This is a genomic window from Variovorax sp. 54, assembly GCF_002754375.1.
GTDB lineage: Bacteria > Pseudomonadota > Gammaproteobacteria > Burkholderiales > Burkholderiaceae_C > Variovorax.
This window is the reverse complement of record NZ_PEFF01000001.1, coordinates 6,624,967-6,642,361: the sequence shown is the minus strand read 5'-3', so window position 1 is coordinate 6,642,361 and position 17,395 is coordinate 6,624,967. Positions and strand designations below refer to the sequence as shown.

The 17,395-nt window shown below is 66.2% G+C and carries 17 protein-coding genes; all 17 read left to right on the top strand.

The genetic code is table 11. The features are described from left to right. A partial coding sequence (locus tag CLU95_RS30460; protein ID WP_180288709.1) for an ABC transporter substrate-binding protein occupies window positions 1-592 on the top strand: 592 nt, incomplete at its 5' end. An 83-nt stretch (window positions 593-675) separates the two neighbouring features. After that, window positions 676-1,629, top strand: a complete 954-nt coding sequence (locus CLU95_RS30455; protein ID WP_099797040.1) for a branched-chain amino acid ABC transporter permease — start codon at window positions 676-678, stop codon at window positions 1,627-1,629. A 4-nt stretch (window positions 1,630-1,633) separates the two neighbouring features. Then, window positions 1,634-2,959 (top strand): branched-chain amino acid ABC transporter permease, encoded by a 1,326-nt coding sequence (locus CLU95_RS30450; protein ID WP_099797039.1) that lies wholly within the window; start codon window positions 1,634-1,636, stop codon window positions 2,957-2,959. Then, window positions 2,960-3,736 (top strand): ABC transporter ATP-binding protein, encoded by a 777-nt coding sequence (locus CLU95_RS30445; protein ID WP_099797038.1) that lies wholly within the window; start codon window positions 2,960-2,962, stop codon window positions 3,734-3,736. It begins immediately after the preceding gene. A 1-nt stretch (window position 3,737) separates the two neighbouring features. After that, on the top strand, window positions 3,738-4,433 hold the full coding sequence (locus CLU95_RS30440; RefSeq protein WP_099797037.1) for an ABC transporter ATP-binding protein: 696 nt from the start codon (window positions 3,738-3,740) through the stop codon (window positions 4,431-4,433). Between the two features lie 148 nt (window positions 4,434-4,581). Further along, window positions 4,582-6,684: a 3-hydroxyacyl-CoA dehydrogenase NAD-binding domain-containing protein gene (locus CLU95_RS30435; RefSeq protein WP_099797036.1), complete on the top strand. Its 2,103-nt coding sequence runs from the start codon at window positions 4,582-4,584 to the stop codon at window positions 6,682-6,684. A 31-nt stretch (window positions 6,685-6,715) separates the two neighbouring features. Then, entirely contained in the window at window positions 6,716-8,191 is a 1,476-nt protein-coding gene (locus tag CLU95_RS30430; protein WP_099797035.1) for a M20 family peptidase, read from the top strand. Window positions 8,192-8,240: 49 nt separating this feature from the next. Continuing rightward, window positions 8,241-9,416: an acetyl-CoA C-acyltransferase gene (locus CLU95_RS30425; RefSeq protein WP_099797034.1), complete on the top strand. Its 1,176-nt coding sequence runs from the start codon at window positions 8,241-8,243 to the stop codon at window positions 9,414-9,416. 2 nt (window positions 9,417-9,418) lie between these two features. After that, window positions 9,419-9,901, top strand: coding sequence for a PaaI family thioesterase (locus CLU95_RS30420; protein ID WP_099797033.1), 483 nt, complete (start codon window positions 9,419-9,421; stop codon window positions 9,899-9,901). A gap of 18 nt (window positions 9,902-9,919) precedes the next feature. Continuing rightward, window positions 9,920-11,773, top strand: a complete 1,854-nt coding sequence (locus CLU95_RS30415; RefSeq protein WP_099797032.1) for an acyl-CoA dehydrogenase — start codon at window positions 9,920-9,922, stop codon at window positions 11,771-11,773. A 2-nt stretch (window positions 11,774-11,775) separates the two neighbouring features. Continuing rightward, on the top strand, window positions 11,776-12,015 hold the full coding sequence (locus CLU95_RS30410; RefSeq protein ID WP_099797031.1) for a hypothetical protein: 240 nt from the start codon (window positions 11,776-11,778) through the stop codon (window positions 12,013-12,015). A 22-nt stretch (window positions 12,016-12,037) separates the two neighbouring features. Further along, on the top strand, window positions 12,038-12,340 hold the full coding sequence (locus CLU95_RS30405) for a Dabb family protein (protein ID WP_099797030.1): 303 nt from the start codon (window positions 12,038-12,040) through the stop codon (window positions 12,338-12,340). 32 nt (window positions 12,341-12,372) lie between these two features. After that, on the top strand, window positions 12,373-13,170 hold the full coding sequence (locus CLU95_RS30400; RefSeq protein WP_099797029.1) for an SDR family oxidoreductase: 798 nt from the start codon (window positions 12,373-12,375) through the stop codon (window positions 13,168-13,170). A 1-nt stretch (window position 13,171) separates the two neighbouring features. Next, the gene (locus CLU95_RS30395; RefSeq protein ID WP_099797028.1) at window positions 13,172-13,642 is read left to right on the top strand and encodes a PaaI family thioesterase; all 471 of its coding nucleotides are present in this window, start codon (window positions 13,172-13,174) and stop codon (window positions 13,640-13,642) included. 32 nt (window positions 13,643-13,674) lie between these two features. After that, window positions 13,675-14,691 carry an NADP-dependent oxidoreductase gene (locus tag CLU95_RS30390; RefSeq protein WP_099797027.1) on the top strand — a complete coding sequence of 339 codons (1,017 nt, stop codon included), beginning with the start codon at window positions 13,675-13,677 and terminating at the stop codon, window positions 14,689-14,691. A gap of 31 nt (window positions 14,692-14,722) precedes the next feature. After that, entirely contained in the window at window positions 14,723-16,375 is a 1,653-nt protein-coding gene (locus tag CLU95_RS30385) for an isovaleryl-CoA dehydrogenase (protein WP_099797026.1), read from the top strand. 32 nt (window positions 16,376-16,407) lie between these two features. Then, a complete protein-coding gene (locus CLU95_RS30380) occupies window positions 16,408-17,346 on the top strand; it encodes a glutathione S-transferase family protein (RefSeq protein WP_099797025.1) in 939 nt (312 codons plus the stop codon). The last annotated feature ends 49 nt before the right edge of the window (window positions 17,347-17,395 follow it).

The following is a 17,395-nucleotide window of genomic DNA, read 5'->3' as shown; positions in this document are numbered from 1 at the left end:
CGCGCCCTACATTGCCAAGATCAAGGCGTCGGGCGCCGACACGGTCATCACCGGCAACTGGGGTTCCGACCTCGCGCTGCTCATCAAGTCGGCCAACGACGCGGGCCTGAACGTCAAGTTCTACACCTACTACGCCGTGACCAACGGCACGCCGACCGCCATGGGCGCGGCCTCGGACGGCAAGGTCTACATGGTGGGCTACAGCCACTACAACGCGCCGGGCCCGATCGCGCCGATGATGAACGAGTTCAAGAAGCGCTTCAACGAAGACCTGTACACGACGTCGCCGTACACCGTGTACGCGATGCTCGCCGAAGCCTTCGTGCGCACCAAGTCGACCGACCCCGTCAAGGTGGCCGCCGCCATGGAAGGCATGAAGTTCAAGAGCTTCAATGGCGACGTCGAGATGCGCAAGTCCGACCACCAGCTGCAGCAGGGCCTGTGGATCACGCGCTGGCAGAAGGCCGACGCGAAGAGCCCGTACAGCCCGGAAAACACCGGCTACACGCTGGCACCGGTCAAGTACTACGAGCCCTACGTCTCGAGCACGCCCACCTCGTGCCAGATGAAGCGACCCGGCGGCGCCTCCTGATCGCCTGCTGATCACTCACTGACCGGTCGAGGCCCGACTTCAACACTCGGGCCTCTTTCTTTTTCAACCGACACGGAAGACCGATGAACGTCGAATTCTTCGTCATCTCACTGCTCAACGGCGTCAGCTACGGCCTGCTGTTGTTCATGCTGAGCTCTGGCCTTACGCTGATCTTCAGCATGATGGGTGTGCTCAACTTTGCACACGCCAGCTTCTACATGCTGGGCGCCTATTTCGCCTACACCCTGTCGGGCCTCGTCGGCTTCTGGCCGGCGCTCATTTTGTCGCCGCTGCTGGTGGGTGCACTGGGTGCGGCCTTCGAGCGCTACAGCCTGCGCCGGGTCCACAAGTTCGGCCACGTACCCGAGCTGCTGGTGACCTTCGGTCTTTCGTACCTCATCCTCGAGCTGGTCCAGCTGGTCTGGGGCCGCTCCACCGTGCCCTACGGCCTGCCCGAAGCGCTGCAGGGCCCGCTCTTCACGCTGTACGGCACGCAGTTCCCCAAGTCGCGCTCGTTCATCATGCTGGTGGCGATGCTGATGCTGGTGTCCGTGTGGCTGCTGCTCACGCGCACCCGCATCGGCCTGGTGATCCAGGCGGCCCTGAAGCACCCCGACATGGTCGAGGCGCTGGGCCACAACGTGCCGCGCGTGTTCATGCTGGTGTTCGGCGGCGGTGCCGCGCTCGCCGGCCTGGCGGGCGTGATCGGCGGCAACACCTATGTCACGGAGCCGGCCATGGCCGGTTCGGTTGGCACCATCATCTTCGTGGTGGTGGTGGTCGGCGGCATGGGCTCGCTGGCGGGCGCCTTCCTGGCGTCGCTGCTGATCGGGATCATCCAGACCTTCGCGGTCGCGCTGGACCAGTCGATGGCCACCGCGCTGCAGGCCCTGGGCGTGGCCGTGACCGACCAGACCTTCGGCTACGAGCTGCTCAAGCTCACGATCTCGCAGGTCGCGCCGATTCTGCCGTACCTGTTCCTCGTGCTGATCCTCATCTTCCGCCCGAAGGGTCTTCTGGGCACCCGGGAGGACTGACACCATGACCACCGCAACCACCACTTCCCCGACGACCCCGACGCGGTACTACCGCTTCAAGCCCTGGAACATCGGGCGCTACCTGATCTGGGCGCTGTTCGCGCTGGTGCTGATCATCTCGCCGCTGCTGTTCAAGAGCAGCCTGGCGCTGACGATGCTCTCGCAGATGGGCTACCTGATCATCATCTGCCTGAGCTACAACATCCTGCTGGGGCAGGGCGGCATGCTGAGCTTCGGCCATGCCGTCTACACCGGCCTGGGCTCGTTCATCGCCATCCATGCGATGAACCTGGCGACCAAGGGCGGCCCGACGATTCCGCTGGTGCTCATTCCGCTCGTCGGCGGTCTGGCGGGGATGTTCTTCGCCATCCTGCTGGGCTTCGTGACCACCAAGAAGTCGGGCACCACCTTTGCCATGATCACCATGGGCATCGGCGAGCTCGTGGCCTCGATGGCGCTGATGTTCCCCAGCTTCTTCGGCGGCGAGGGCGGCATCACCACCGACCGCGTGTACGGCCCGACCTTCTTCGGCTTCAACTTCGGCTCGCAGATCCAGGTGTACTACCTGATCGCCGTGTACTGCTTCGTGTGCACTGCGCTCATGTATGCCTTCACCGGCACGCCGCTGGGCCGCATGCTGAACGCGGTGCGCGACAACCCGGAGCGCGTGGAGTTCATCGGTTACAACACGCAGCGCGTGCGCTACTTCGCGTTCATCATCGCGGGCTTCTTTGCCGGCATTGGCGGCGGCCTGGCCTCGATCAACTTCGAGATCGTGAACGCGGCCGACAGCCTGAACGCCATCCGCTCGGGCGGCTACCTGCTGTTCACCTTCCTGGGCGGCGCGGTGTTCTTCTTCGGTCCGATCATCGGCGCGGTGCTGCTGGTGTTCGCCTCGATCCTGCTGTCCGAACTGTCGAAGGCCTGGCAGCTGTACTTCGGCCTGGTGTTCGTGTTCATGGTGATGTTCGCCCCCGGCGGCATCGCCAGCCTGATCATGATGAACCTGCGCGTGGCCAAGTTCGGCAAGTTCAACCGCTTCTGGGGCCTGTACGCCGCGCTCGCCGTGGCACTGGTGCCGGTCGTCATCGGTGCGGCTGCACTGATCGAGATGATCTATCACATCCAGCTCAACGCGGCGATGGGCCCGGACCTGAAGTTCTTCGGCACCATGCTGAACACGGCGGGCATGAGCAGCTGGCTCGGCGCCATTGCGATCCTGGCCATCGGCCTGGCCGTGCTCGAGGTGGCCCGGCGCCGCTTCGTGCGGGTCTGGGGGCAGGCGCAGGAAGAGATCGAAGCAGAAATCAAACGTCGGGAGGCGGCGTAAATGAGCGCGCAATACGCATTGGAACTGAAGGCGCTGCGCAAGAATTTCGGCAAGACCGAAATCATCCGTGGCGTGGACCTGGCGGTGAAGGCCGGCGAACGCATCGCCGTGATCGGACCGAACGGCGCGGGCAAGTCGACGCTGTTCAACCTGATCAGCGGGCGGCTCACGCCCACCAGCGGCGAGGTGCTGCTCAACGGCCAGCGCATCGACGGCAAGAAGCCTTACGAAATCAACCGCCTGGGGCTGTCGCGCAGCTTCCAGATCACCAACATCTTCCCGAAGCTCAGCGTCTTCGAGAACCTGCGCTGCGGCGTGCTGTGGAGCCTGGGCTACAAGTACACCTTCCTGCGCTTTCTCTCGAACCTGGACGACGCCAACGCGCGCACCGAAGAGCTCATCAAGCAGATCGGCCTGGAGCGCAAGCGCGACGTGCATGCGGTGAACCTCACCTATGCCGAACAGCGCGCGCTCGAGATCGGCGTGACGATTGCCGGCGGCTCCGGCGTCATCTTGCTGGACGAGCCCACGGCCGGCATGAGCAAGACCGAGACCTCGCACTTCATCTCGCTCATCAAGCACGTCACCGTCGGCAAGACGCTGTTGACGGTGGAGCACGACATGGGCGTGGTCTTCGGGCTGGCCGACAAGATCGCCGTGGTGGTCTACGGTGAAGTCATCGCCTTCGACACGCCGGCCGCCGTGCGCGCCAATGCGCGCGTGCAGGAGGCTTACCTCGGCTCCTCGGTTGCCGATGCGCAAGGGGCGGGACACTGACATGCTGAAGCTTCACGACATCCACGCCTACTACGGCAAGAGCCATGTGCTGCATGGCGTTTCCTTCGACGTTCGCCCGGGCGAAATCGTGGCCCTGCTGGGACGCAACGGCTCGGGCCGCTCGACCACTGCCAAGGCCATCATGGGCCTGGTGCACGCCGAGGGCACGCTGCAGTGGAAGGGCGGCGACATCCTGCGTCGCAAGGCCTACGAGATCGCGCACATGGGCATCGGCTACGTGCCCGAGAACCGCGAGATCTTCCCCAAGCTCACGGTGCACCAGAACCTGCTGCTGGGGCAGAAGGGCACGGGCAAGGGCAGCCGCTGGCAGTTCGACGACATGTACACCATGTTCCCGCGCCTGAAGGAGCGCCAGCACACCGAGGCCGGCGTGCTCTCGGGCGGCGAGCAGCAGATGCTCACGCTGTGCCGCACGCTCATGGGCGACCCCGACCTGATCATCATCGACGAGCCCACCGAAGGCCTTGCGCCCAAGATCGTCGAGCTGGTGGGGCAGTACCTGCGCACGCTGAAGGACAAGGGCATCTCGGTGCTCCTCATCGAGCAGAAGCTCACCATCGCGATGCAGATTTCGGACCGCGCGCTCGTCATGGGCCACGGCAGCATCGTGTTCGACGGAACGCCCGACAGCCTGCGCGCAGACGGCAATACACGTCGGGAGTGGCTGGAGGTCTGATCCAGCCGGGAGTCCGGGCTACGCCCCGGATTCCCCTTGTCCCGACAGCGACTGCGTGCCATTGTTGCGTCGCGCAAAACGCCTAGAATCCTCGAAAAAGAACACTCGTGCTTTTTCTTCTTTTTCTTCACACACCAAGGAACGCAGCATGACGGCTGAATACAAAGTGCTCGGCGATGTCGCCGTGATCACCCTGACCAACCCGCCGGTCAACGGTCTCGGCTTCTCGACACGCATCGGCATCACCGACGGCCTGTCCAAGGCCAATGCCGACAACGCCGTCAAGGCCATCGTCATCACCGGTGCCGGCAAGGCGTTCTCGGGCGGTGCGGACATCAAGGAATTCGGCACGCCCAAGGCGCTGCAAGAGCCCAACCTGCTGAGCGTGATCCTCTCGCTCGAAGCCTCTCCCAAGCCCATCGTCGCAGCCATCCACTCGGTGTGCATGGGCGGCGGCCTCGAGCTGGCCCTGGGTTGCCACTACCGCGTGGCCGCACCCGGCACCAGCGTGGCGCTGCCTGAAGTCAAGCTCGGCCTGCTGCCGGGCGCCGGTGGCACGCAGCGCCTGCCGCGCGTGCTCGGCGTGGAAACCGCCCTGAACATGATCGTCAGCGGCGAGCCGGTGAAGAGCGAGCTGCTCGCCAGCCTGCCGGGCCAGAAGCTGTTCGACAAGCTGGCCGCCTCGGCCGAATCGGTGTTCGACGAAGCCGTCGAGTTCGCCAAGTCGGTCGCTGCCAAGGGTGGCGAGCTGCCGCTGGTGCGCAACCTGCCGTGCAAGCACCCGCAAGGCGATGCCTACTTCCAGTTCGCGAAGAACATGGTCGGCGGCATGTCGAAGAATTACCCCGCGCCGCTGAAGTGCGTCGATGCCGTGCAGGCCGCGACCAAGATGAAGTTCGACGACGGCATGGCCGAAGAGCGCCGTCTGTTCACCGCGCTGATGTTCACGCCCGAATCGCTGGCCCTGCGCCACCTGTTCATGGCCGAGCGCGCCGCGAGCAAGATTCCTGATGTGCCCGAAGACACGCCCAAGCGCGACATCAAGGCCGTCGGCGTGATCGGCGCCGGCACCATGGGCGGCGGCATCTCGATGAACTTCCTGAACGCGGGCATCCCCGTCAAGATCCTCGAGATGAAGCAAGAGGCGCTCGATCGCGGCATTGCCACCATCAAGAAGAACTACGAAGCCCAGGTCAAGAAGGGCAAGCTCAAGCAGGACAAGTACGAGCAACGCATGGCGCTGTTGAGCACCACGCTGAGCTACGACGACCTGAAGGACGCCGACCTCATCATCGAAGCCGTGTTCGAAGAAATCGGCGTCAAGGAAAAGGTCTTCAAGGAACTCGATCGCGTCGCCAAGAAGGGCGCCATCCTGGCCTCGAACACCTCGACGCTCGACGTCGACAAGATCGCCTCGTTCACCGACCGTCCGCAAGACGTGGTCGGCATGCACTTCTTCAGCCCGGCCAACGTGATGAAGCTGCTCGAAGTGGTGCGCGGCAAGGCCACGTCCAAGGACGTGCTGGCCACCGTGATGGCCATCGGCAAGAAGATCAAGAAGACGTCCGTCGTGTCGGGCGTGTGCGACGGCTTCATCGGCAACCGCATGATCGAGCAGTACAGCCGCCAGGCCGGCTTCCTGCTGGACGAAGGCGCCACGCCACAGCAGGTCGACAAGGCCGTCGAGAAGTTCGGCTTTGCCATGGGCCCGTTCCGCATGGGCGACCTGGCCGGCAACGACATCGGCTGGGCCATTCGCAAGCGCCGCGCCACCGAGCGTGCCGACATGAAGTACAGCCGCACCGCCGACAAGCTCTGCGAACTGGGCCGCTTCGGCCAGAAGACCGGGGCAGGGTGGTACGACTACCAGGCCGGCAAGCGCGACGCCATTCCGTCGGAGCTCGTCAACAAGATGATCGAGGACCACCGCAAGGAACTGGGCATCACGCCGCGCAAGATCTCCGACACGGAAATCGTGCAGCGACTGGTGTTCGCCCTCGTCAACGAAGGCGCGCACATCCTGGAAGACGGCATTGCCTCCAAGTCGGGCGACATCGACATGGTGTACCTCACCGGCTACGGCTTCCCGATCTACCGCGGTGGCCCGATGCACTACGCCTCGCAGGTCGGCCTGTACAACGTGGCCGAGACGATGAAGCGCTTTGCGCTGAACCCGCGCGACGACGCCGAGTTCTGGCAGCCCGCACCGCTGATCCAGAAGCTGGTGGCCGAAGGCAAGTCCTTCAGCTGAGACTGAACTGAACCCAGGATCAAGACCGCCCATGTTGAAACGCATCTTCCTCGGGCTGCTGCTGGTGCTCCTGGCACTCGTGGCGGCTGTGGCGGTCAAGACCTGGACCACGCCATCGCAACAACTTGCGGTGGCGCCCGCACCCAAGCTGGACATCGACCTGCAGGCCGCCGCCAAACGGCTGTCGACGGCGATCACGTTCCGCACGGTGTCGAGCATGGACGACTCGGCCGCCAACGCGGCCGAATTCGACAAGCTCCACGCTTACCTCGAACAGCAGTACCCCAAGGTCCACGCCACCCTGAAGAAGGAAGTCGTGGGCAACAAGGCGCTGCTCTACGCATGGACCGGCACCGACCCGTCCGCCAAACCCATCGCGCTGATGGCGCACCAGGACATGGTGCCCATCGCCCCCGGCACTGAAAAAGCCTGGACGGTCGACCCCTTCGCCGGCGAGATCAAGGACGGTTTCGTCTGGGGCCGCGGCACGCTCGACAACAAGAGCAATCTTTTCGCGCAGATGGAAGCCATCGAGCTGCTCATCGGCGCCGGCTTCAAGCCGAAGCAGACCGTCTACCTGGTGATGGGCGACGACGAAGAGGTGAGCGGCCTGCGCGGCGCGCTGCCCATCGCCGAACTGCTCAAGTCGCGCAACGTGCGCCTCGATTGGGTGCTCGACGAAGGCCTGCTGGTGCTCGACGGCGTGCTGCCCGGCCTGAGCAAGCCCGCGGCGCTCATCGGCCTGGCCGAGAAGGGCTACGGCACTTTCTTCCTGTCGCTCGACACCGCCCCCGGCCATTCGTCGATGCCGCCGCAACACAGCGCCATCGGCAGCATGAGCGCCGCGCTGGCCCGGCTCGAAGCCAACCCGATGCCCGGCGGCATCCAGGGCGTGGCCGGCCAGATGTTCGGTGCGCTCGCGCCCGAAATGAGCGGCGTCAACCGCGTGATGCTCTCCAACCTGTGGCTCACTGAATCATTGGTGCGCGGCCAGCTCGAGAAGAGCCCGAGCAGCAACGCCATGCTGCGCACGACCACGGCGCTGACCATCGTGCGCGCCGGCAACAAGGACAACGTGCTGCCCGGCCGCGCCGAGGCCGCCGTCAACTTCCGCATCCTGCCGGGCGACAGCATCGCGAGCGTCGAGGCGCACCTGCGCAAGACGCTGGCCAACGACGACATCAAGATCAAGCAGTACCCCGGCAACTCGGAGCCGTCGCCCGTGTCGCCGACCGACAGCACCGGCTACCGCGCGATCCAGCAGGCTGTGCGCCAGAGCTTCCCCGACGCCGTGGTGGCGCCCGGCCTCATGACCGCCGCCACCGATTCGCGCCACTTCAGCCTCGTGAGCGACGCCGTCTTCCGCTTCTCGCCGTTCCGCGTGAAGAGCGAGGACCTGGCGCGCTTTCATGGCAACAACGAACGCCTGGCCATCTCGAACTACGGCGAGATGATCGGCTTCTATCACCAGCTCCTGAGCAACACGAACGCTGCTCCGGCGCAATGACGACCCCGTCTTCTCCCTCTTTTCCCTTCCATCTTCAAAGGACCTCACCATGACCAGCGCCGTCATCGTTTCCACCGCCCGCACGCCGCTCGCGAAGAGCTGGAAGGGTGCCTTCAACATGACGCACGGCGCCACGCTGGGCGGCCATGCCGTGCAGCACGCGGTGCAGCGCGCCGGCATCGACCCGGCCTCGGTCGACGACGTCATCATGGGTTGCGCCACGCCTGAAGGCGCCACCGGCTCCAACATCGCGCGCCAGATCGCACTGCGCGCCGGCCTGCCGGTCACCACCTCGGGCATGACCATCAACCGCTTCTGCTCGTCGGGCCTGCAGACCATCGCCACCGCCGCCCAGCGCATCATCGCGGGCGAGGGCGAGGTGTACGTGGCCGGCGGCGTCGAGAGCATCTCGTGCGTGCAGAACGAAGCCAACACGCACATGCTGGCCGACCCGTGGCTCGTGAAGCACAAGCCCGAGATCTACTGGAACATGCTGCAGACCGCCGAGCAGGTCGCCAAGCGCTACAACATCGGCCGCGACGCCATGGACGAGTACGGCGCACAAAGCCAGCAGCGTGCCACCGCCGCGCTCGAAGCGGGCCTCTTCAAGGCCGAAATCGCCCCCATCACCGTGCTGGCCGGCGTGGCCGACCCCGTGATGGGCCTGCGCACCAAGGAAGTCACGATCGAGAACGACGAAGGCATCCGTCCCGGCACCACCAAGGAAGGCATCAGCGGCATCCGCCCGGCCATGCCCGGCGGCCTGATCTCGGCCGGCAACGCCAGCCAGTTCTCCGACGGCGGCGGTGCCTGCGTGCTGGTCGACGAGAAGTACGCACAACAGAAGGGCCTGGCGCCCATCGGCCGTTTCCTCGGCTTCGCCGTGGCCGGCTGCGAGCCCGACGAAATGGGCATCGGCCCGGTCTTCGCCATTCCGAAGGTGCTCAAGCGCCTGGGCCTCACGGTCAACGACATCGACCTGTGGGAACTGAACGAAGCCTTCGCGGTACAGGTGATCTACTGCCGCGACAAGCTGGGCATCCCGGGCGACCGCCTGAACGTGAACGGCGGCGCCATCGCTGTCGGCCACCCCTACGGCGTGAGCGGCCAGCGCCTCACGGGCCACGCGCTCATCGAAGGCAAGCGCCGCGGCGCCAAGAAGGTCGTGGTCACGATGTGCATCGGCGGCGGCATGGGCGCTGCGGGCGTGTTCGAGGTCCTGTAACCATGTCCGGCTTTGGTCCGGACCAGGAGGTCTCGCCCGAAGCCGTCCTGGAATATGGGCGCAGCGTGCTCGCCGCGCAGCCCTTCAGCGTGCTGATCGGCGCCGAGCTGCACGCGCTCGCACCGGGCCATGCCGAGCTTCAGCTGCCGCTCACCGCGCAGCTGAAGCAGCAGCACGGTTTCGCCCATGGCGGCATCGTGAGCTACATGGCCGACAACGCGCTGACCTTTGCGGGCGGCAGCGCCTTGCGCGTGCCGGTCGTGACCTCCGAATTCAAGATCAACTACGTGCGGCCCGCCATCGGCCAGCGGCTGATTGCGCGCGCCCGGGCCGTGCACACCGGCAGCTCGCAGGCCGTGTGCACCTGTGAGGTGGTGGCGGTGGCCGACGACGGCACCGAGAAGCTCTGCGCGCTGGCGCAGGGCACCATCGCCACGCTGCCCGATTCCCCGAAGAAGAAGACTTCGTCACCCGCGAAGTCGTAGCCTGAAGAAGACATCACCATGAGCCTGCGTCCCACCCTCGACTTTCTGCTTTACGACTGGCTCGACGCCGAGAAGCTCAACCAGAGCGAGCGTTTTGCCGACCACTCGCGCGAGACCTTCGACGCCGTGCTCGACACCTGCGAGCGCATTGCGCGCGAAAAGTACGCGCCGTTCAACCGCACCGTCGACACGCAGGAGCCGCATTTCGATGGCGAGAAAGTCATCCTGCCGCAGGCCACGCACGACGCGCACAAGGCCTTCGTCGAGTCCGGAATGATGAGCGCCGCGCAAGACTACGAGATCGGCGGCATGCAGCTGCCCTACACGGTGCAGGCGGCGGCCAACAGCTTTTTCGCGATGGCCTCGGTGAGCATCGGCTCGAACATGCTCACCAGCGGCAACGCCAACCTGCTCATGGTGCACGGCACCGAGATGCAGAAAGAGGTGTTCGCCAAGAACGAATTTTCGGGCCGCTGGGCCGGCACCATGTGCCTGTCGGAGCCGCAGGCCGGCTCGTCGCTGAGCGACGTGGCCACGCGTGCGGTGCCGGATGGCACCGACTTTCAGAGCGACCCGCTGGGCCCGCGCTACCGCCTCACCGGCAACAAGATGTGGATCTCGTCCGGCGACCACGAGCTGACCGAGAACATCGTGCACATCGTGCTCGCCAAGATCCCCGACGAGAACGGCAAGCTGGTGCCGGGCACGCGCGGCATTTCGCTGTTCATCGTGCCCAAGCGCATGGTCGACACGCAGGGCGCACTCACGGGCGAGCGCAACGACGTGGCGCTGGCCGGCCTGAACCACAAGCTCGGCTGGCGCGGTACCACCAACACGCTGCTGAACTTCGGCGAAGGCAAGTACCCGGTCGGCGGCAAGGCCGGCGCGGTGGGCTACCTGGTCGGCTCGCCCGGCAAGGGCCTGCACTGCATGTTCCACATGATGAACGAGGCCCGCATCGGCGTCGGCACCGCCGCCACCATGCTCGGCATGGCCGGCTACTACGCCTCGCTCGACTACGCCAAGAGCCGCCCGCAGGGCCGGCTGGTGAAGAAGCCTGAAGCGGCCGGCGCCGCCGTCGTCAAGGACTCGGCCGCGCCGCAGGTGCGCATCATCGAGCACGCCGACGTGCGCCGCATGCTGCTGGCCCAGAAGGCGTACTGCGAGGGCGCATTGGCGCTGGAGCTGTACTGCGCCCGGCTGGTCGACACGCAGAAGACCGGCGATGCGCAGACGGCTGACGACGCCCGCCTGCTGCTCGAAGTGCTCACGCCCATCGCCAAGAGCTGGCCCAGCGAGTGGTGCCTGGAGGCCAATTCGCTGGCGATCCAGGTGCACGGCGGCTATGGCTACACGCGCGACTTTCCGGTGGAGCAGTACTGGCGCGACAACCGCCTGAACATGATCCACGAGGGCACGCACGGCATCCAGGCGGCCGACCTGCTGGGCCGCAAGGTGCTCATGGAAAAAGGCCGCGGCCTGCAGCTGCTGGCCGGCCGCGTCACCGAGACCATCGGCCGCGCCGCCAAGGTGCCCGCGCTGGCGCCGCACGCCAAGGCGCTGGGCGCCGCGCTACAGCGCATCGGCAGCGCCACCGAAGCTGCCTGGTCCACCGGCGACCCGGCCGACGCGCTGGCCAACGCCGTGCCCTACATGCAGGCCTTCGGCCACACGGTGCTGGCCTGGCTCTGGCTCGACGTGGCCCTGCGGGCCCTGGAAATCGACGCGCAGAAGGAGAGGGCGGTAACAGCTGGCAAGATCGGCGCCACGGACTACTTCTTCCACTACGAGCTGCCGAAAATCGGTGCCTGGCTCAACGTGGTGGAGAGCCGTGACCCGACCTGTACCGCTTTGCCCGAGGACGCTTTCTGACAATGGCCAACGCCGCCCCGAACTCACCCCCGCCCGCCGCCCCGACGCCGACACCACCCAAGCCGCATGCGCGGCTCGAGAAGTGGATCTGGATATTGATCTACGGCGGCCTGTTTCTCGTGATCCTGGGGGTGGCCACGGGCCGCACCGAGCCCGCGCTGGGCTGGTCGATGGCCGTGCCCGGCGGCGTGATCGCCGCAGTGGGCGTGGTGCTCATCTACGTGCGTTCGCGGCTCAAGTAAACAACAAGGCAAGGACCCGACCATGCTCAAGCACATCGTGATGTGGAAGTTCAAGGAGCACGCCGAGGGCGCCGACAAGGCGACCAACCTGCTCAAGGCCAAGGCGCTGCTCGACGCCTGCGCAACGCTCTCGCCCGGCACGCACCGTTTCGAGGTCGTCATTGCCCAGCCCGGGCTCGAGGCCACCTACGACCTGATCCTCAACTCGGAATTCACCGACTCCGCCGCACTGGCGGCCTATGCGGACCATCCGCAGCACGTGGCATTGAAGCCTTTCATCGGCGCCGTGCGAGAAGCCCGCCAGTGCATGGACTACGAAATCTGACCGACCCCTTCAAAGAACACCGGAGATAACCCATGACCGTCCGCACCACCCAACAACTGTTCGACCTCACGGGCCAGACCGCCCTCATCACCGGCGGCTCGCGCGGCCTGGGCCTGCAGATGGCCCACGCGCTCGGCGAAGCCGGCGCGAAGATCATGCTGAGCTCGCGCAAGGCCGAAGACCTGGAGCAGGCCGCCGCCGAGCTGCAGGCCGCCGGCATCGACGCACGCTGGATCGCCGCCGACTGCTCGAAGGAAGAAGACACCCGCCGCCTGGCCGACGAAACGCTGCAGCGCATGGGCGGCATCGACATCCTCATCAACAACGCCGGCGCCAGCTGGGGTTCGCCCGCCGAGAGCCACCCGGTCGAGGCCTGGGACAAGGTGATGAACCTCAACGTGCGCGGCTACTTCATCCTCGCGCAGCAGGTTGCCAACGGCTACATGATCCCGAAGAAGCGCGGTCGCATCATCAACATCGCGTCGATCGCGGGCCTGAACGGCAACCCGCCCGGCATGCAGACGCTGGCCTACAACACCTCGAAGACCGCGGTGATCGGCTTCACGAAGACGCTGGCCGCCGAATGGGGCAAGTACAACATCAACGTCAACGCGATCTGCCCGGGCTTCTTCATGACGAAGATGGCGGCCGGCCTGATCAAGTCGCTGGGCGAAGAGCACATGGCCGCTTCGGCGCCGCTGGGCCGCCTGGGCGACGACGAAGACCTGAAGGGCCTGACGCTGCTGTACGCGAGCGACGCCGGCAAGCACATCACCGGCCAATGGATCGCCGTCGACGGTGGTGTGAGCGTGGTGCTGGGTGCGGCCTGACATGTCCGATTCGCCCGAAACGTCCAGCGACATCAACATCCGCTCGTACACGACCCAGATTCCGTTCGCGCGCCACCTCGGCTTCGAGCTCACGAAGTTCGAGGGCGGTGAATCGGAGATCCTGTACACGGCCAAGCCCGAGCACCTGAACACCTTCGACGTGACGCACGGCGGCGCCTGCATGACGCTGCTCGACATCGCCATGGCGGCCGCTGCGCGCAGCGTGACGCCGGAGACCGGCGTGGTCACCATCGAGATGAAGACCAGCTTCATGCAACCGTCGGTCGGCCCGCTGCATGCGCGCGGCACGCTGCTGCATCGCACCGCGACGCTGGCCTTCACCGAAGCCAAGATCTACGACGAGCAGGAGCGCGTGTGCGCCCATGCCACCGGCACCTTCAAGTACGTGAAGCGCCGGCTGCCGACCGGCCCCGCGAGCGCGAACGCGATGCGTCCGCCTTCCACCGACTGACCGACTGACACCCCATTCCCCCGGAGACTTTCATGCCCACCAACAAGCAGATCCACCTCGACAACCGCCCCGAGGGCGAAGCCGTTGCCAGCAACTTCAAGCTGGTGACTGTCGAGACGCCCGCGCTCGCCGACAACCAGGTGCTGGTGCGCCACCACTACATGAGCCTCGACCCGTACATGCGCGGGCGCATGAACGACTCGAAGAGCTACGCGCAGCCGCAACCCGTGGGCCAGGTGTTCCAGGGCGGCACGGTCGGCGAAGTGGTCGAGAGCAAGCACCCGAAGTACGCCGTGGGCGACAAGGTCGTCGGCTTCGGCGGCTGGCAGGAATACAGCGTGGTCGATGGCTCGCAGCCCGGCGCGCTGAAGAAGGTCGACACCACGCACGTGCCGCTGTCGCACTACCTCGGCGCGGTCGGCATGCCCGGCGTGACGGCCTGGTACGGCCTCGTGAAGATCATCGCGCCCAAGGCCGGTGAAACCGTCGTCATCACCGCCGCCAGCGGCGCCGTGGGCAGCGCCTTCGGTGCGCTGGCCAAGGCGCGCGGCTGTCGCGTGGTCGGCATTGCGGGCGGCCCCGACAAGTGCAAGTACGTGACCGACGAGCTCGGTTTCGACGCCTGCATCGACTACCGCCAGCACCCCGACGTGAAGACCATGAGCGCCGCGCTCAAGGAAGCCTGCCCGAACGGCATCGACGGCTACTTCGAGAACGTCGGCGGCTACATCTTCGACGCCGTGCTGCTGCGCACCAACGCCTTCGCGCGCGTGGCGCTGTGCGGAATGATCGCCGGCTACGACGGCCAGCCGCTGCCGCTCGCGAACCCCGCGCTGATCCTCATCAACCGCCTGAAGATCGAGGGCTTCATCGTCAGCGAGCACATGGAGGTGTGGCCCGAGGCGCTGACCGAACTCGGCACGCTGGTGGGCACGGGCAAGCTCAAGCCGCGCGAGTCGGTGGCGCAGGGCATCGAAGCTGCCCCTGAGGCCTTCCTGGGTTTGCTCAAGGGCAAGAATTTCGGCAAGCAACTCGTCAAGCTGATCTGATGCACTGAAACGCACGGCAAGGAGGCCGGTCATGGACACGACACACGAGGTCTTCAACCAGCCCGCGCCGCTGGTCGACTACAACCTCTTCGACACCAACCGCCCCCTGCGCGATGCGCTGACGTTCAACGCGCCCGCGCTGCAGACCACGCAGCTGCACGAGCTGGGCGCCATCCTCGGCTCGGCCGCCATGCAGACGCATGCGCGGCTGGCCAACATCCACACGCCGCAGCTGCACACGCACGACCGCTTCGGCCGTCGCATCGACGAGGTGGAGTTCCATCCGAGCTACCACGCGTTGATGCAAACCGCCGTGGGTGCGGGCCTGCACGGCACGCCGTGGACGGGCACGTCCGCGTCGCCGCACGTGCTGCGCGCGGCGGGCTTCATGCTCTTCACCGAGCTGGAGCCGTCGGTGCTGTGCCCGGTCTCGATGACCTACGCCGTCACGCCCGCCTTGCGCGGCAACGCGGGCGTGCATGCCGACTGGGGCCTGAAGCTCGCCAGCCTCTGGTACGACCCCGCGCTCAAGCCGCTGCGCGACAAACCCGGCGTGACCATGGGCATGGGCATGACCGAGAAGCAGGGCGGCTCCGACGTGCGGGCCAACACCACGCAGGCTGTTCGAGAGGGCAGCGACGCCTGGGGCGAGCGCTACGCCATCACCGGCCACAAGTGGTTCTTCTCGGCGCCCATGTGCGACGCCTTCCTGATCCTTGCGCAGGCGCCGGCCGGGCTGTCGTGCTTCTTCCTGCCGCGCGTGCTGCCGGATTGGATGGGAAAGGGCACGCGCAACGCCGTCCACATCCAGCGTCTGAAGGACAAGCTCGGCAACAAGGCCAACGCGAGTTCCGAGGTCGAGTTTCATGGCGCCAGCGCCTGGCTCGTGGGCGAGGAGGGGCGAGGCATTCCGCAGATCCTCGAGATGGGCACGATGACGCGGCTCGACTGCTCGCTCGGCACCAGCGGCCTCATGCGCCAGGCGCTGGGCATCGCGCTGAACCACACGGCGCAGCGCCACGCCTTCGGCAAGCCGCTGATCGAACAGCCGCTCATGAAGAACGTGCTGGCCGACCTCGCGCTCGAAAGCGAAGCCGCCACCGCACTGGCCATCCGCCTCGCGCGGGCCTTCGACCGGCAATCCGACGCGCACGAGAACTTGATGGCGCGCCTGCTCACGCCGGTCGCCAAGTTCTGGATCTGCAAGCGCGGCAGCCACTTCGCGCAGGAGGCCATGGAGTGCCTGGGCGGCAACGGCTACGTGGAAGAGGGCGGCGAGGGCGTCATGGCGCGCATCTACCGCGAGATGCCGCTCAATTCCATCTGGGAAGGCGCCGGCAACATCATGGCGCTCGACCTGCTGCGCGGCCTGCGCAAGGGCGACGCCGTGGCCGCGCTGGCGCACGAACTGGCGCCGGCGCGGGGCCAGCAAGCCGCACTCGACCGCCTGGCCGACGCCTTGCCCGCCCGCATCGAGGCCATGGCCTCCGAGACCGAGGCACGCCGCCTCGCACAAGACGTGGCGCTTGCCGTGCAGGCCGCCTTGCTGGTGCAGACCGCACCCGCCGCCGTGGCCGACGCCTTCTGCGCCTCGCGCCTGGGCGGCGACTGGGGCCAGGCCTTCGGCACGCTGGGCGCGGGCACCGATTTCGATTCGATCATCCAGCGCGCGCAGCCGCGCTGACCACCCACAAGAACACCTCCACGAAAGACACCATGGCCGACCTCATCCTTCACCACTACACCACCTCGCCGTTCTCGGAAAAGGTGCGGCTGATCCTCGGCGCCAAGAAGCTGCCGTGGAAGTCGGTCTTCATTCCGCCGATCATGCCCAAGCCCGACGTCGAGGTGCTCACGGGCGGCTACCGCAAGACGCCGTTCCTGCAGATCGGTGCCGACATGTACTGCGACAGCGCGCTCATCGCCGACGTGCTGGAGCACCTGCAGCCCGAACCCACGCTCTACCCCGAGCCCGAGAAGGGCATGTCGCGCATCCTCGCGCAGTGGGCCGACACCTCGCTGTTCTGGGCCGCGATGGCCTGGAATCTGCAGCCCAAGGGCGCCGCCGAAGTGTTCGCCAAGGCACCGCCCGAAGCCATCAAGGCCTTCGGCGAAGACCGCGGCAAGATGAGCGCCGGCAACATGACGCGCCTGCGCCCGGCCGACGCCACCAGCGCCTACAAGTCGTACCTGCGCCGCCTGTCCGACATGCTCGACGACAAGCCCTTTTTGCTCGGCGAAGTACCCAGCATTGCCGACTTCTCGGCCTACCACCCGCTCTGGTACACGCGCCGCATCGACGCGGTGAAGGGCATCCTGGAGCTCACGCCCGCGGTGCTCGACTGGATGGACCGCATGGCGGCCATCGGCCACGGCACGTCGTCGAAGTTCTCGAGCGACGAAGCCATCGCCGTCGCCAAGGCCGCCACGCCGCACACGCTGCTGACCGACAGCACCTTCCAGGACGACCACGGCATTCCGCTGGGCAGCGCCGTCACGCTGCGCGCCGAGAGCTTCGGCCTCGAAGAGACGCCGGGCCTCCTGGTGGCCGCCACGCGCACGCACTACACGCTGGAGCGCAACAGCGAGCGCACGGGCAGGGTGCATGTGCACTTTCCGCGCATTGGCTACGTGTTGAAAAAAGCAGAGGCCTGAAAACGCCCGATGTGAGCGTGAGTCGGGGCACCTTCGTGACTGCGCCGGC